This window comes from Luteibacter sp. (genome assembly GCF_051958795.1).
Taxonomy (GTDB): domain Bacteria; phylum Pseudomonadota; class Gammaproteobacteria; order Xanthomonadales; family Rhodanobacteraceae; genus Luteibacter.
In genome coordinates this window covers 1-13,099 of record NZ_JBQCFT010000057.1, presented here as the reverse complement: position 1 = coordinate 13,099, position 13,099 = coordinate 1, and the positions used below count along the sequence as shown (strand labels likewise).

General features: G+C 63.0%; 16 protein-coding genes. 9 read left to right on the top strand and 7 right to left on the bottom strand.

Annotated elements, in window-relative coordinates; genetic code table 11:
• The 5 genes from ACTHLF_RS03255 to ACTHLF_RS03235 form a co-directional block, all read left to right on the top strand.
• On the top strand, window positions 1-615 hold a 615-nt coding region (locus ACTHLF_RS03255; protein ID WP_440324832.1), incomplete at its 5' end, for a hypothetical protein.
• A 32-nt stretch (window positions 616-647) separates the two neighbouring features.
• Window positions 648-1,001 carry a hypothetical protein gene (locus ACTHLF_RS03250; RefSeq protein ID WP_440324830.1) on the top strand — a complete coding sequence of 118 codons (354 nt, stop codon included), beginning with the start codon at window positions 648-650 and terminating at the stop codon, window positions 999-1,001.
• 69 nt (window positions 1,002-1,070) lie between these two features.
• On the top strand, window positions 1,071-1,427 hold the full coding sequence (locus tag ACTHLF_RS03245; protein ID WP_440324828.1) for a hypothetical protein: 357 nt from the start codon (window positions 1,071-1,073) through the stop codon (window positions 1,425-1,427).
• Window positions 1,428-1,638: 211 nt separating this feature from the next.
• Complete coding sequence (locus tag ACTHLF_RS03240; RefSeq protein WP_440324826.1) at window positions 1,639-3,096, top strand: serine hydrolase domain-containing protein; 1,458 nt, start codon at window positions 1,639-1,641, stop codon at window positions 3,094-3,096.
• Between the two features lie 60 nt (window positions 3,097-3,156).
• Entirely contained in the window at window positions 3,157-3,960 is an 804-nt protein-coding gene (locus ACTHLF_RS03235; protein ID WP_440324824.1) for a hypothetical protein, read from the top strand.
• An 809-nt stretch (window positions 3,961-4,769) separates the two neighbouring features.
• Here ACTHLF_RS03235 and ACTHLF_RS03230 read toward each other — a convergent pair.
• The 3 genes from ACTHLF_RS03230 to ACTHLF_RS03220 all read right to left on the bottom strand — a co-directional run bounded on the left by ACTHLF_RS03230 (window position 4,770) and on the right by ACTHLF_RS03220 (window position 7,513).
• A complete protein-coding gene (locus tag ACTHLF_RS03230; protein WP_440324822.1) occupies window positions 4,770-5,066 on the bottom strand; it encodes a hypothetical protein in 297 nt (98 codons plus the stop codon).
• Window positions 5,067-5,145: 79 nt separating this feature from the next.
• Window positions 5,146-6,708, bottom strand: coding sequence for a PAS domain-containing sensor histidine kinase (locus tag ACTHLF_RS03225; RefSeq protein WP_440324820.1), 1,563 nt, complete (start codon window positions 6,706-6,708; stop codon window positions 5,146-5,148).
• Window positions 6,698-7,513 (bottom strand): alpha/beta fold hydrolase, encoded by an 816-nt coding sequence (locus ACTHLF_RS03220; RefSeq protein WP_440324819.1) that lies wholly within the window; start codon window positions 7,511-7,513, stop codon window positions 6,698-6,700. Before ACTHLF_RS03220 ends, ACTHLF_RS03225 begins: the two co-directional genes overlap by 11 nt.
• Before the next feature lie 162 nt (window positions 7,514-7,675).
• Between ACTHLF_RS03220 and ACTHLF_RS03215 the strand changes: the two genes are divergently transcribed.
• From ACTHLF_RS03215 to ACTHLF_RS03205, 3 genes are all read left to right on the top strand, one after another.
• On the top strand, window positions 7,676-8,146 hold the full coding sequence (locus ACTHLF_RS03215; RefSeq protein WP_440324817.1) for a MarR family winged helix-turn-helix transcriptional regulator: 471 nt from the start codon (window positions 7,676-7,678) through the stop codon (window positions 8,144-8,146).
• A complete protein-coding gene (locus ACTHLF_RS03210) occupies window positions 8,143-8,574 on the top strand; it encodes a hypothetical protein (protein ID WP_440324816.1) in 432 nt (143 codons plus the stop codon). Before ACTHLF_RS03215 ends, ACTHLF_RS03210 begins: the two co-directional genes overlap by 4 nt.
• Window positions 8,575-8,668: 94 nt before the next feature.
• On the top strand, window positions 8,669-9,214 hold the full coding sequence (locus ACTHLF_RS03205) for a hypothetical protein (RefSeq protein WP_440324814.1): 546 nt from the start codon (window positions 8,669-8,671) through the stop codon (window positions 9,212-9,214).
• A gap of 61 nt (window positions 9,215-9,275) precedes the next feature.
• On the opposite strand, the gene ACTHLF_RS03200 is transcribed toward ACTHLF_RS03205, so the two are convergent.
• The 4 genes from ACTHLF_RS03200 to ACTHLF_RS03185 form a co-directional block, all read right to left on the bottom strand.
• Complete coding sequence (locus tag ACTHLF_RS03200) at window positions 9,276-9,521, bottom strand: hypothetical protein (RefSeq protein ID WP_440324812.1); 246 nt, start codon at window positions 9,519-9,521, stop codon at window positions 9,276-9,278.
• A 197-nt stretch (window positions 9,522-9,718) separates the two neighbouring features.
• Window positions 9,719-10,555, bottom strand: a complete 837-nt coding sequence (locus tag ACTHLF_RS03195) for an alpha/beta fold hydrolase (RefSeq protein ID WP_440324810.1) — start codon at window positions 10,553-10,555, stop codon at window positions 9,719-9,721.
• Window positions 10,556-10,603: 48 nt separating this feature from the next.
• Window positions 10,604-11,350, bottom strand: coding sequence for an SDR family NAD(P)-dependent oxidoreductase (locus ACTHLF_RS03190; RefSeq protein ID WP_440324808.1), 747 nt, complete (start codon window positions 11,348-11,350; stop codon window positions 10,604-10,606).
• A 100-nt stretch (window positions 11,351-11,450) separates the two neighbouring features.
• Window positions 11,451-12,392: a LysR substrate-binding domain-containing protein gene (locus tag ACTHLF_RS03185; RefSeq protein ID WP_440324806.1), complete on the bottom strand. Its 942-nt coding sequence runs from the start codon at window positions 12,390-12,392 to the stop codon at window positions 11,451-11,453.
• Between the two features lie 110 nt (window positions 12,393-12,502).
• Here ACTHLF_RS03185 and ACTHLF_RS03180 point away from each other — a divergent pair.
• A partial coding sequence (locus ACTHLF_RS03180; protein ID WP_440324804.1) for an SDR family NAD(P)-dependent oxidoreductase occupies window positions 12,503-13,099 on the top strand: 597 nt, incomplete at its 3' end.

Here is a 13,099-nt window from a genome sequence, read left to right as displayed (position 1 = left end):
GCGAACTTCCGCCTCGCACCCTCCCTGGGCGTAGCCGCGACCACCCTCAGGTGCGAGGTGTCCCAGAAGTACGACTCACTCGCGTCGATCGGCTATTGCATCGTGCCAGACTCAAGGCCAAAGGCTGACCCAGTCGCGGATGCCGCCTTGCTCGATCGCCTTACCGCGCTCCAGAACGCCGGGCCAAAGCCGGTCATGACGGGCGCCGAGATCGAGTCTTCAATGCCGGACGTCAGGTCGGGTGACCTGGCCGGCGAGCACGTGCACACGGCCGCCGAGTCCGCCCGCATGACCGCCCGTAGCGACGCCCGCTACCGGCATGAGCTGATCATCGGATATACGATCTACGCCGTCGCCGGCCTTGTCCTGCTGGGTATACCGGCTATTGCTCTCTTCGCAGCCATCAGGGCGCGTCGTTCGCCAGGCGCACGTACGGGCTCGGGCGTCTTCGGCGTGATCTGCGCATGTCTGGCCGGTGGTGCGGTGTATCTGGCGGGCAAGACAGGCGCGTGGGGCCTGATGTTGTCCATTATCCTCATCATCTTCGCGCTCTCGACCGGGCTGGCGGCGTTGATCGGCCTGGTGGGTGCGGCCTGCGGGCAAGAGCGGGACTGATGCGTGTTTACGCGACACGAGGGGAGGGGCAAATGGACAATGGTGAAGTTGGGTTCCTATTGGGCGTCGTTCCCGGCGTACTGTTCACCCTGCGAAACATGCTCGATCAGGTCAGGCTAGTCCTTCGTGCGAAGAAGGTGGTCCGGGATCGCGGGGAGCGGTTTGACCACGTCGACGATCTCTCCGCGTTTCGTAGCTTTACCTTCAAGTCGTCGGAGTACGTCAAGCCTACTGATGGGCCGGGCGTCCGCGAGGCCAAGGAGATGCTGTTGGCGCGGCGGGACAAGTACATATACAACCATCTTAAGGGCTTCTTTCTAATCGTTGTGGGTGGAGTGCTCAGTGCGTTTCTTGGGGCGCTGTTGAGGTTGCTGACTGGCGCATAGGTGGCGAACGACTGGAAGCAGGTAGCACTTCTTATCGACCCTCAAACCCGCGTAATGGGATGATGCTTCATGGATAGCTCCGAAGCTGGGTTTCTTCTTGGCGCCGTTCCCGGCATGGTATTCGGCCTGCGAAACATGCTGGATCAAGTCAGGCTCATCCTTCGTGCGAAGAAGGTGGTGCGGGAGCACGGGGAGCGGTTCGCACACGTCGACGATCTCTCTGCAATGAACGGCTTTGCATTCAAGTCGTCGCCGCTTGTCCAGCCAACGGACGGCCCCGCTGTACGCGAGGCCAAGGAAATGATCTTGGCGCGGGAAAGCAAATTTCTGTTGAACCACCTCAAGGCTTTGTTTTTCGTCTTCGGCGGCTCGGCCATCGGTGCGTTTCTTGGGGCGCTGTCGAAGTTGCTCTCGACACATACATAGCTAGCGAAGGGAGAGGGCCTAAGCCCTTCTTGTTAAAGCCTCTCATGTTTTAGCTCCGCCGTGGCCTGAAGAACTCGTTTGGTCCGTCGCCCCGCCCGCACGGACTGACCATGCCCCTGCTATGCTCCCCCAGCCACGAGCCAGGGGGTGGGGCGGCCGTGACAAGGCCCCTGACTGGCCCCGGCCCAGACCCGGAAAGCAAAGGAAGGCCATGCCATTGCGTACTCGATCTGACGCCCGTCCAGCCTTGCGATACGTCACCGCATGCCTACTGGCAAGCTGTCTCTCGTTTGCAGCGTCTTTCACGGCGCATGGCGCCGACGTAAAAGCCTATTACGTCACCACTGCCGTCGAAGCACCGAAGATAGTCCCAAAGACCACGCCGTTTACCAGGCAGGCTGATCGCATATTCGACCGCCTGACCCGGCCGACTGGCCCCGGCGCCTCGGTCGCCGTCGTACGCGACAACCAGGTGGTCTACCTGGCGGCCCGGGGCGAGGCGAACGTCGAGTCGCACGTGCGCATGAAGCCGGAAAACAAGTTCCGGATCGGCTCCATCACCAAGACGGTAACGGCGGCGACCGTTCTCTCCCTGGTTCGCCAGGGCAAGCTATCCCTCACGGACCCGCTGTCAAAGTTCCTTCCGAATTTCCCGGGTGGGGCGGGTATCACCATTGCCCAGCTGCTCAGCCACACGGCAGGCATCAGCGATGCGTGGGACGTGGACCCGACCCGGGTTCTCGACACCAAAACACTCGTCACACTGATCGCGAAGCAACCGCTGGATTTCAAGCCCAGTAGCGAATGGCGCTACAGCAATTCCGGATACATCCTGCTAGGCGCGGTGATCGAGAAGGTGACGGGTTACCCCTGGGCCGAGGGCATTGTGGGGGCCCTCCTCGCTCCGTTCGGCATGAGACATACGGATTACTTCGAAGATGGCGTGGATGTTCACGACGCTGCGCAGGGATATAGCGCGGACGCCTCCGGGAAGGTGACTCGCCCGCCATTCGTCTCGATCACCGGCCCCATGACCGCCGGCGCCCTGACCTCGACGGCGCAGGACATCGCCCAATTCGCCGCTGACCTCAACAACCCCGCGCTCTTCCCGCCCGACCTGCTGAAGGCTATGACCACGCCGGCAAAGCTATCGGACGGTATCGACGCGCCTTATGGATACGGCCTGTTCCTTATGACCGTCCGCGGGGAGCCGGCCTTCGGCCACAACGGCGGCATCGAAGGCTTTTCATCCCAGGTTGTCTACGTCCCCAAAGCCCACGTGTCCGTCGCCGTATTGGTGAACTCGGATAGCGGCAGCCCAAGCGCACGCGCTATCGCGCTACAGATCACGGCCGCGGCAATGGGCAAGCCCTACAGGACGTTCGTCGACCAGAAGCTGGACGACAAGGCGCGGCGGGCGATCGTCGGCAACTACCGGATCGACGGCCACTCAGTACATGCCATCACCCAGGAGCATGGCGAGCTCTATGTGCAGCGAGCGCCAGGACCGAAACGCCACCTGGTTGCCGCCAAGGGTGATCTTCTCTATTACGCGGGCGAGGGCACCGATTACTTTCATGTGGTGAAGGGGCGCGACGGAAAGGTAACGGCCGTGGAGTTTTACACCGACGGGATGACGCCTCCTCGGACTGAAAAGCGGCTGAAGTAAGATGCGAGAGCAGCTAGGACACCACTGTGCTTAACGGTGCATCAGAAAGGAGCAGTATAGATGTTGCGTAAGGAATCATTCGCCGGCCGTTCGGTACGAGCATTCACGGCCATTTTCCTGTTCCTGGCACTGGCAGCAGGATCATCAGTCACTTTCGCAGCCTCATCGGGAAAGCCTTCCGATCCCCTGGCCTGCGATGCATCCCTCATCGACACCGTGGCCGAAGCCCTGCACGTCGACGAGCCGGACAGCAATCTCTCGACCTGCCGCCGCGATCCAACCTCGCCCGACCAGTGGATCGTCGCGATGTTCATTCCGGTATCTGCAGGGGCGGGGCATGAGGACGAAAGCCCCTACGACCTGAACCTCGTCATCTGGAATGCGAAGACGGCCCAGCCGGTGGCTTCGTTCAAGCAGGCCAAGGCGATCGAGGTGAATGCCCCGATCCGTGGCTCCGCCAGTATCGACACCGCCCGATACAACCTTGCAGACGGCGTACGAGCCTTCGGCCTTCGGAATGACCTGTACACGTCGTGCGGCGGCTGCTCGTACAGCGAAACGAAACTCGCCCTATACGTTCGGGACGGCAAGGCGCTGCGGCGAGTCCTCGCTACGCAGGTCAACCTCACAGACGACGGCATCAAGATGAATGCCTGTGCGAATGCACTTCGCATCGTAAAGACGACCATCCAGCCGGCAGCCACTACGACGAAGGGCTGGCATGACCTCACGCTCTCGACCACCACGACCTATGAAGACGAGAGCGGCAAGGCCTGCGATGCACCGATGACGGCAGTGCTGACCGTGCCGTACGACGGGAAAAGCTACGGCGAGGCTGTGAACGAGGCGGTGTACAAAGACTGACGGTCGGCCTTACCTGGCCTGAACCTGCGCGCTCGCCGCAGCCTCCCAGCTCATCTGAGCCCTGGCCTCACCCAACTGCCTCGTCCCATGCGCAGTCATCGCAGCGATAGCCTCCAGCGACAACGAAAGCTGCCTGCAATCAACGCTATCAGCCTCATGTACCAGATCGGCCAGGGTAGCCGTGACACAGCGTGCGTACTGAAGCCACAGGGTGGCGTCATTCAAAAGATCGTGAACACTCGAAGTCTGTTCGTGGGATGTCATAAGTCTCGCCCGTCCATTCATTGATCGCCCATGCTCTAACGTGGCGCGACGAGCTCTCACCCGCCGCACCACGGACCATAGGCTCGCGGTTTCACCGGCTACCCGTGACCGGGTACCGGATGACTTGATTGACGAAGTGGATGCGGCAAGGGCCGGACGTGAGGCGCACCAGGCGTTCCGCCTGCCTCATCCGATCAAGAATTGCCTCAAAAACGGCCCGCGCCGCGGTTCGTCAACCGTGCCTGCAGATCACGCAGGCGGTCCGTTCACCGGTGAGGTGCCACCAAGGGGATTCGGAGGGCGGGCAGGTGCCGTATGATCGGGGACAGCCATAGTCAACTTCCATCAGTTGGTTGTGGTTAGCGGGTCAGGGGTGCTCGTAACACCTCTGGCTCGCGACTCTCACCGCCAGGGGCGGTGGTCACCAGCGCGGTAGCTTTGCAGGAGCGCTGGTGACGAGAGAAACCTAGCAGATCAGGCGCGTGTTGTGTTCACGAAGTCGGAGGGAAACGCGTCCGGTCTGCGGCGATGCCGAGCAGGTTGTCTCAGTTCTTAACTGCGTCCGCACCCGCAATAGTCTTCTGAACCTTCCCATCCCGGTCGAGGAAGTTGATCACCGGCGCCCCATCCGCCGGCACCTTCATCTCGATGCGCGCATGGCCGGCACCATCCATCATGGATAGCGTCGCAGTGCCATCGTTATCCCGGCCGACCCAGATGCGCTGCTTGTTCCGCTCGTGTTCCTTGCTGTCGGAAACGGCGAGGCCGGCGAAGTGGCTGTCCTTGTCATCCACGCCAATGAGCTGGACCACCTGGTTCGCGTTGTAGCGGTCGAAGGACAAGCTGCCTCCGGCATCGACGACCTCGCCGTTGGCATTGCGTTTACACTGAAGTGTCCACGGTGCCTTTCGGCACGGGGCGTCAGCCGGCTGAACCCGTTGAGTCGCCTGCGGCGTTTGCCGCTGTTCCGGTGAAACACGGAAACGAAGCCACGAACGACGTCCCCTCATCCTCGGACGAGCGCGCCACGACCTTCCCCCCGTGCGCACGCACGATGTCTTTCACGATGAACAGGCCAAGCCCGACACTGCGCTGTTCCGCGCCGATCGCCGTCCCGCGGTTCATTGGTTCAAACAGCACGGGCAGCAGGGCGGCGGGAATGGGCGTGCCCCAGTTGTGTACCTCGAGGGTGAAGGAGCCATCCCGGGTTGAAGAGGTGACCGTAACCGCCTTCCCGGGCGCGCCGTAGGTCATGGCGTTACCCACCAGGTTGCCCAGCAGCTGTGTAAGGCGGAGGGGGTCGGCACGGCATTCCCCGGCGCCCTGGCGGACGTGGATCAGCGATCGCCCTGGGAACGACAAGGAAAGCTCGTCGACCGCCACTGCCATCGCTTCATGGATGTCCAAGGTAACGGGCGTCACCGACAACCCCGAGCCGATCTTGGCCTGCGTGAAGTCGAGCAGATCCTCGACGAGCCGGCGGGCGCGATCGATGGACGCATCGATGTGTTCGTTCAGGCGCACGCGCCGGTCGTCGGCCAGGCCTTCCGCGCGTGCCATGTGCGTGCCCATCTTGATGGCGGTGAGCGGGTTGCGCAGGTCATGGCTGACGATGCCGATCATCTGTTCGGCGAAGCGGGCGCGGTCTTCGGCAGCGGCGCGCTGCTGGATCAGCTCGGTGACGTCCTGGAGTACGCCGACCAGCCGAACGAACCGGCCTTCCGCATCGAAGACGCCATCGCCCGAGCCCCGCACCACACGCTGCGCACCATCGGCGCCACGGATGCGGAACACACACCGGTAGCTGCCTTTCTTCGAGTCCATCGCATCGGCGAACGCCTGCGCTTCCGCAGCGCAATCCGCGGCATCGATATGCGCCAGGAATCGCTCTGCGCTGATCGGCTGGGGCGTGGGCAAACCCAGTAGCTCGGCCACGGCGTCGTCGTAACGTCGTTCGAGCGATTCGGCATCGACATGCCATACGTGCAGCTGCGCGGATTCGAGGGCAACGCGCAGGCGCGCATCAGCCAGTTCAAGCGCCTGTTGCGCCGCCATCTGCGTTGCCAGCAATTGCTCGGCACGCTCTCGCTCGTGCATGAGCTCGCGTTCGAATCGATCGCGGTCCTGGGCGATGAACAGGGCCAGCTCGTGGAACATCCTGCCCGCATGCTCACGGGCTACTGCGTTCATGACCACCGGAAAGCGAGCGCCATCGCGGTTCTTCAGTTCCAGCTTCACCTCCCGCAGTTCCCCCTGCATGCTCAGCAACGGCATCCAGTGGGTCTGGTGGAAAATGCGCCCGCCCACGGTCAGGAGGTCCTGGAAGCGCCTGGTACCTGATAGCTCGGCAGCTGTCTGCCCTATCCACTGGCAGAAGGTGTCGTTGGCGTGGCGGATCGTGCCGTCCGCATCGGTTAACAGCAGGCCGCACGGTGCGGCCGCGTACAACGTTTCCAACGGCGGCAGGTCGCCATCAAGCGTCATGTGGCACGGCCAGCGTGGCGAGGAAGGCTTCCATGGCTTCGATGCACGCCTGGGGCGCACTCAGGTGCGGGCAATGGCCGTCGTTGTCGATGATGCGCAACGTGCTGTCTGGCAGGTGGGCGTCGAGGTACTCGCCGACCGTGACAGGCGCGATGGGGTCGATGGACGACTGGATGATAAGGACGGGGCGGGTGAGGCGGTGCAGGTCAGCCCGGTTGTCCGACAGGAACGTGACTTGCGCGAACTGCTTTGCGATCTCGGGATCCGTCCGGCAGAAGCTGTTCGTGAGTTCCTCGGCGAGGGCGGGCTGGCCGTTGTCGCCCATGATCACCGGCGCCATGCTGCGCGACCACCCGAGATAATTGCTGCGCAGGGTCTGTAGCAGGTCATCGATGTCGTCGCGCGAGAATCCGCCGACGTAGCCGGCATCATCGATGTAGCAGGGCGAAGGGCCGATCATGACGTGGGCCAGGAACAGGTCCGGCGCGCTCGCATCAGCCAGTGCGCCAATCATGGCGCTGACGGAGTGCCCGACGAACACGACCGGCCCCTGGCCAAATTCACGGACCACGTCCAGGAGATCGGCAGCGTAGCCCTGGAGGCTGGCGTACTTCTCGGGCTGGTACGCGGTGATGTCAGAACCGCCGCTGCCCACCATGTCGAACAGCACCACGCGGGACCGCTCGGCGAAGTGGCTGCCCATCATCCGCCACATGTTCTGGTCGCAGCCGAAGCCGTGTGCGAAGACGAGGGTCAGGGCCCCGTCCCCAAGGACACGCACATTGTTTCGGATCTGGACGCTCATGGACCCTCTGTGTGGCATCGCCCGCGCCAGGCGCGGGGTCTGAACCTCTGGATAGTACCGTAGGTGGTCTGTGACCCGGCCCCTGTCATTTGCGCGTCGGACCTTGCGCTGGAGTTGATAGTCAATTAGATTGACAATCAACGCCATTGACGGAGACAACGCATGCCCCGCGAAACTGCTCCCTGGTACGAAGAGATCGTCGTCCCTGCGCTCCTGCGCCATGCCCGCGGCACCTATGGCTCCGCCATGCGCCGCGCGCTCGACGAGGCCGGCTACGACGATATCCCCGAGAACGGCCTCTACATCATCGGCGGCCTCGCCCTGGGGGCGCCCGACGCGCCGATCGGCGCGATGGCCCAGCAGCTGCGCATTACCAAGCAGGCGGCGGGGCAGCTGGTCGATACCCTGGTCATGCGCGGCTATGTCACGCGCGAGGGTGACCCGAATGATCGACGCAAGCTGGTCATCACGCTCACCGACCGCGGCAGGGATGCGGCGAGCGTGCAAGGCGCGGCCCGCGATCGCATCGATGCGGAGCTGCATGCGCGTATCGGTGACAGCGGGATTCGCGCGTTGAAGCGTGGGCTTGCGGCGTTGATGGAGATCGGTCGGAAGGAGGGGACATCGCCATGACGAAGAAACTGACTTATGAACAGTTGAAGTTATTCTTCGAGGCGGCATTGCCTAGGGTATTCCCGTCGGACCACCTCCCGCCCGACCAGCATCCCCTTGCTCACTTGGCGCGTGCGGAACGGGTAAGCGAAAAGCGAGCAATGGAAAGCCTCAGGTTGGGTATCGCGGATATGCTCTCTTCACTGAAGCACGAGCAGCCGGAAAAGCTTCGACTTATCGCGCACGATTTGTCTATTGCGGGGGCACCATCAGTCGCGATGGTGCGCGCATGGTTTTCAAAGAAGGTAGGCCTGATCCTTTCGCGGGGGAAAATTGACTCGGAAGAAGAGTTTCATCTCGTCAGATCGGTGCTTGATAACCCTGACCTTTCCGATGAAGAGCGAGAGGAGTTACAGGGCCTGCTAGACAGGTTTGAGTTCGGAGACTAGCGCCTCACCATATCGACTGTAGAGGAGTGCTGTACATGTGCGGAAGCATCGTACGCGTCGTCGGGAACACGCTATGTCATCGGGAGACATAGCCATGACCTTGCCCCGGTGGATCCTTTCCGCGTCGCTACTGATCTGTGCAGCATTCGCCTATGCGGGTTCGGCGGATGCGGCACAGAGCGAACATCCGGCTGTCGCTCCGTCGCCCGGCCCCGGGCCCGACCTGCAAGGCCTCTGGATCAGGTTGCTCGAATCGATACCGCCTGGCGACCCGATGCGCGAAGGTGAGCGCTCTCCGTGGTATCTGTCCATCGCCGAATCAGAGGGGGAAATTAGCGACCCGCCGCCGGCGGTTACCGCGAGAGTGCGCATTCCCGGTATCCAGGTACTTCCCGCCGCCTTGTCCCCGTACAGTAGCGCGGCAGGGCCGGGCGAGCTGGCGCCACCGCTCATCTTCATCCATTACCCGACCGAGCTCATCGACGGGCGGTACGAGGTGATTTACGAGGATTACCTCGGCAGAAACGGTGGGACCCATGTCGTTCGGGCATTCATGATCCACGACGTGGCGGGATGGCGTGTGTTTTCGCGCGGTCCTTATCCCGGGTCTGGCGATCGGAGCGTTCCGATCATCATGTAGCATTAGAAGATCACATACACCAATGCGCCTCGGCCCTGGTCATGCGCTGCAGCACCCCAGGTCAGACAACATACTCTGAGGGCTTTTTGTCGACGTACTCGGCGAACTTCGCAAACGTCGTTGTATCAGCATCGATGTCCATATCCGGGCACCTGATCTGAAGAGTCCGTTCCAAATTATCCAGCTCCCCGAGGCAGGTTTCGTAATGGAATCCCACGTCAGCCAATAACGTGTCGTCCTTTATCTCCGCGCCAACGACTTGACTGATGAAGTCGCGAAGCTTTTCCTTCCGGCTCTTGTCTGCCATGTTTCCTCTCCTTGGTTGGTTCGCATGCGTCGTGCTACCACGCACATGCGGTTCTACTCCGAATGTTATTAGCCCGCTGATGGACCTGTGCGCAAAAAAGGAAGCGTCGATGTAACGATGTGCGCGGTATAAGGAAAGTCTACAATGACTGTGATCGGCCCGAACGATCGGCCGGTCACCGTCAAGTAGCGCCGCACTCACGCATCCAAAAACGTCGTCGCATGCGTCACAAACAACTCCGGATACTGGTAAATCGACCCATGCCCCGAATCCGGGTACACGATCAGCTGCGCATCCGGCATTTCATGCTGCAACGTCAGTGAGTGGATGGTCGGGATGATGGCGTCGTCGCTGCCTTGCACGACCAGCGTGGGCTGCTTGATCGACTTCAGGTAGGCAAGGCTATCGGCTTCCGGGGTGACCCACTTGCCGATGGCTTCACCTTGCGCGGTGATGGTCTGCTCGCTTACTTCCGGGTCACGATCGGTTCGGCGCCACTTCCGTTCGAGGAAGGCGAGGCCGGCCTTGCGGCTGCTCTCGGTGGGCTTGAAGTGGACATCCAGCCACAGGTGTTCCGGCGGGTCGTATGTGCCGGAGAAGATCGCGTTCGAGCGGCTGGCCGTCATGTCCTGGCCGCGGTGGCCGGTACCGACCAGGATGATCTTCCGGACCAGGTCGCCACCCTGCAGCGCGATCTCCTGGGCGACGAAACCACCGATGGAGATGCCGAGCACATCCACCTGCTGCAAACCCAGCGCGCGGATGAAGGCAATGGCGTTCGCGCCCATCTCCTGGAAGTTCGAAGGCGTCACGCCGCTCGAGCTCGAGACGCCGGCGTTGTTGAACAGGATGACTTCACGATCCTTCGCGAGCCCGTCCGTCACGGCCGGATCCCAGTAATCCATGGTGCCGGTGTAATGCTGGTTGAAGACGATCGGCACGCCGGCCTTCTTGCCGAAGCGGCGGTAGGCGAAACGAATACCGTTAGCTTCAATGTATTGGGTCGGTGCGTCGTGGTGCGTATGCGATGACATGGGTATGGCCTAAGCGGGGGAGGTGAGGGGATGGGGTTGCGCGAGGAATCAGAGCTTGGAGCCGCCGTCGACGGCCAGCGTCGTGCCAGTGACCCAGCCGGCATCCGTGGAAGCAAGGAAAAGCACCGCACCAGCGATGTCCTCCGGCTGCGCGATCCGCTGCAGTGCCTGCATACCGAGCGTGTAGCGCTGGCCTTCTTCGCTGCGCGCGAACTTCGACATATCGGTTTCCACCACGCCGGGGGCGATGGCATTCACGCGGATCTCCTTCGGGCCGAGCGCGAGGGCCATATGGCGGACGAGCGTCTCGGTGGCACCCTTCGTCGCGGCGTAAGCCGAGAGGTTGCCCACGGCAGCGCGCGCTGCCAGCGAGGTGGTGAAGATCACCGAGCTGCCCTTGCACAGCACCGGAAGCAGCTGCTGCAGCAGGAAGTACGGGCCACGCACGTTCACCGCGAACATGCGGTCGAAGTCTTCGAGGGTCTGGTCCTCGAGCGTCGCGGCGGTCGATACGCCAGCGTTGTTCACCAGAATATCGAGGCGGTCGCCGACGACGCGGCGCACGGCGGCGGCGAGTTCGTGCGGGCCGTTGGGCTGGCCGAGGTCGGCTTTCACCGCGCTCGCCCGGCCACCGGCCTTGGTGATGCGCTCGACGACTTCGTTGGCTTCGTCGGGCGACGAGCTGTAGTGCACCAGCACCTGCGCACCGGCGCCGGCGAGCTTGAGAGCGATGGCGCGGCCGATGCCGCGCGATCCGCCGGTATCCAGGGCGGTCTTGCCATTCAGGGTGGTCATGAGGGGGCTCGGTAGTGGGAAGGTGTAGCAAAGGCTACGCCCGCCCCTCGGGCCCCGGGAAAGACTTTGTTGGCAGCCGGGCGATGCCTCCGAGGCATCGTTACTTCTTGCGGCGGGCCGCCTTCGCTGGGGCAGGACTACTGGAGCGCTGGCCCATGGGGCCTGCTGCCCGCACCTGGTCGATGCACGACAGGAACGTCTTCAGCACCGGCGAAGGGTTGTCTTCCCGGTAGCCGACGACGATGTCGATGGTCGGTGCGACACCCGCCAGCGGGCGGCTGACCACGGACCACGGCAACAGCGGTTCCACGTAGGCGGGCAGCAGGGCGACACCGCCGGTGGAGGCGACCAGCGAGATGCCGACGGCGAAGTTATCGATGTGGTGGCTCGGCGTGAGGTGCACGTGGCGCTTGCGCAGGTAGGCGTCGACGACGTCGCGCAGCACGTGCGGGATATCCGAGAAACCGATGAACGTCTCGCCGGCGAGATCGCGCGGATCGACCTCCTTGTTCGCCGCCAGGGGATGGCTGCTCGGCAGGATCGCGACGAGCGGCTCTTTCGCGATGACGCGGTAGGTGACGTCCGGGCGCGGCTCGTTGCGCAGGAAGCCGAGGTCGATTTCGCCGCTCTGCAAGGCATCGCCGACATCGGGCGAGTAGAGGCTGACCACCTTGAACTCGATGGAGGGGAGGTGTTCGCGGAGCACCTGGGTGACGTTGGGTAGCCAGTCGGCTTCCTGGCCCGTGAGGAAACCGACGGAGAACGTCTCCCGCGGCGGGCGTGACGCGCGGCGTGCGGCTTCGATCGCTTCCTTGGCCTGACCGATCGCGAGGCGTGCGTGGTCGAGGAAGGCCTTGCCCGCGGGCGTGAGTTCCACGCCGCGCGTCGTGCGGGTCAGCAGGGTGGCGCCCACTTCGTATTCCAGATCGCGCAGCTGCCGGCTGAGGGAGGGCTGCGAGGTATGCAGGCGCTGTTCCGCGGCGACGGTGAGGCTGCCTTCCTCGGCGACAGCGATGAAGTAACGAAGGTGGCGCAACTCCATGGGGATGCCTCCGAGGCATGGCCGGGCTACCAACAAAGTCTTTTTCAGGCGGGAAGTCAAGGCGTAGCTTTTCGCCATTCCTCGCTGTTTCCCTTCCTTTGGAGATTCCCATGAGCAACCTCAGCAACAAGACCGCGTTCGTTACCGGCGCTTCCCGTGGCATCGGTGCGGGCATCGCCCGCCGCCTGGCCGCGGACGGCGCCAATGTCGCCATCACCTATACCCGCGGTGCCGAAGCGGCCGCGCAGGTCGTCAAGGCGATCGAGCAGGCCGGTGGCAAGGCCATCGCCATCCAGGCGGATGCCGCCGATGCCAAGGCCGTGGCGGCCGCGATCGAGAAGACCGTCAGCACGTTCGGCGGGCTGGATATCCTAGAGAACAACGCCGGCACGGCCATTCCCAAGCCGTTCGTCGATGCGACGCTCGAGGAGATGGACCGCGTGATCGACATCAACCTGCGCGGTGTCTTCATCGCCACACAGGCCGCGCTGAAGTACATCCCGGATGGCGGCCGCGTCATCACCATCGGTTCGTGCGTTGGTGAGCGGATGGGCACGCCGGGTCTCGTCGCATATGCGGCGACCAAGGGCGCGGTGAAGATGTTCACCCAGGGCCTGGCCCGTGAGCTCGGCCCGCGCGGCATCACGGTGAACAACGTGCAGCCCGGCCCGATCGATACCGACCTGAACCCGGCCAACGACGAGTGG

Coding starts and splice junctions, on each gene's coding strand:
- ACTHLF_RS03250 (WP_440324830.1), top strand. CDS start 648: ATGGACAATGGTGAAGTTGGGTTCCTATTGGGCGTCGTTCCCGGCGTA.
- ACTHLF_RS03220 (WP_440324819.1), bottom strand. CDS start 7,513: ATGAGCGTCCAGATCCGAAACAATGTGCGTGTCCTTGGGGACGGGGCC.
- ACTHLF_RS03215 (WP_440324817.1), top strand. CDS start 7,676: ATGCCCCGCGAAACTGCTCCCTGGTACGAAGAGATCGTCGTCCCTGCG.
- ACTHLF_RS03190 (WP_440324808.1), bottom strand. CDS start 11,350: ATGACCACCCTGAATGGCAAGACCGCCCTGGATACCGGCGGATCGCGC.
- ACTHLF_RS03210 (WP_440324816.1), top strand. CDS start 8,143: ATGACGAAGAAACTGACTTATGAACAGTTGAAGTTATTCTTCGAGGCG.
- ACTHLF_RS03195 (WP_440324810.1), bottom strand. CDS start 10,555: ATGTCATCGCATACGCACCACGACGCACCGACCCAATACATTGAAGCT.
- ACTHLF_RS03240 (WP_440324826.1), top strand. CDS start 1,639: ATGCCATTGCGTACTCGATCTGACGCCCGTCCAGCCTTGCGATACGTC.
- ACTHLF_RS03185 (WP_440324806.1), bottom strand. CDS start 12,392: ATGGAGTTGCGCCACCTTCGTTACTTCATCGCTGTCGCCGAGGAAGGC.
- ACTHLF_RS03200 (WP_440324812.1), bottom strand. CDS start 9,521: ATGGCAGACAAGAGCCGGAAGGAAAAGCTTCGCGACTTCATCAGTCAA.
- ACTHLF_RS03225 (WP_440324820.1), bottom strand. CDS start 6,708: ATGACGCTTGATGGCGACCTGCCGCCGTTGGAAACGTTGTACGCGGCC.
- ACTHLF_RS03205 (WP_440324814.1), top strand. CDS start 8,669: ATGACCTTGCCCCGGTGGATCCTTTCCGCGTCGCTACTGATCTGTGCA.
- ACTHLF_RS03235 (WP_440324824.1), top strand. CDS start 3,157: ATGTTGCGTAAGGAATCATTCGCCGGCCGTTCGGTACGAGCATTCACG.
- ACTHLF_RS03245 (WP_440324828.1), top strand. CDS start 1,071: ATGGATAGCTCCGAAGCTGGGTTTCTTCTTGGCGCCGTTCCCGGCATG.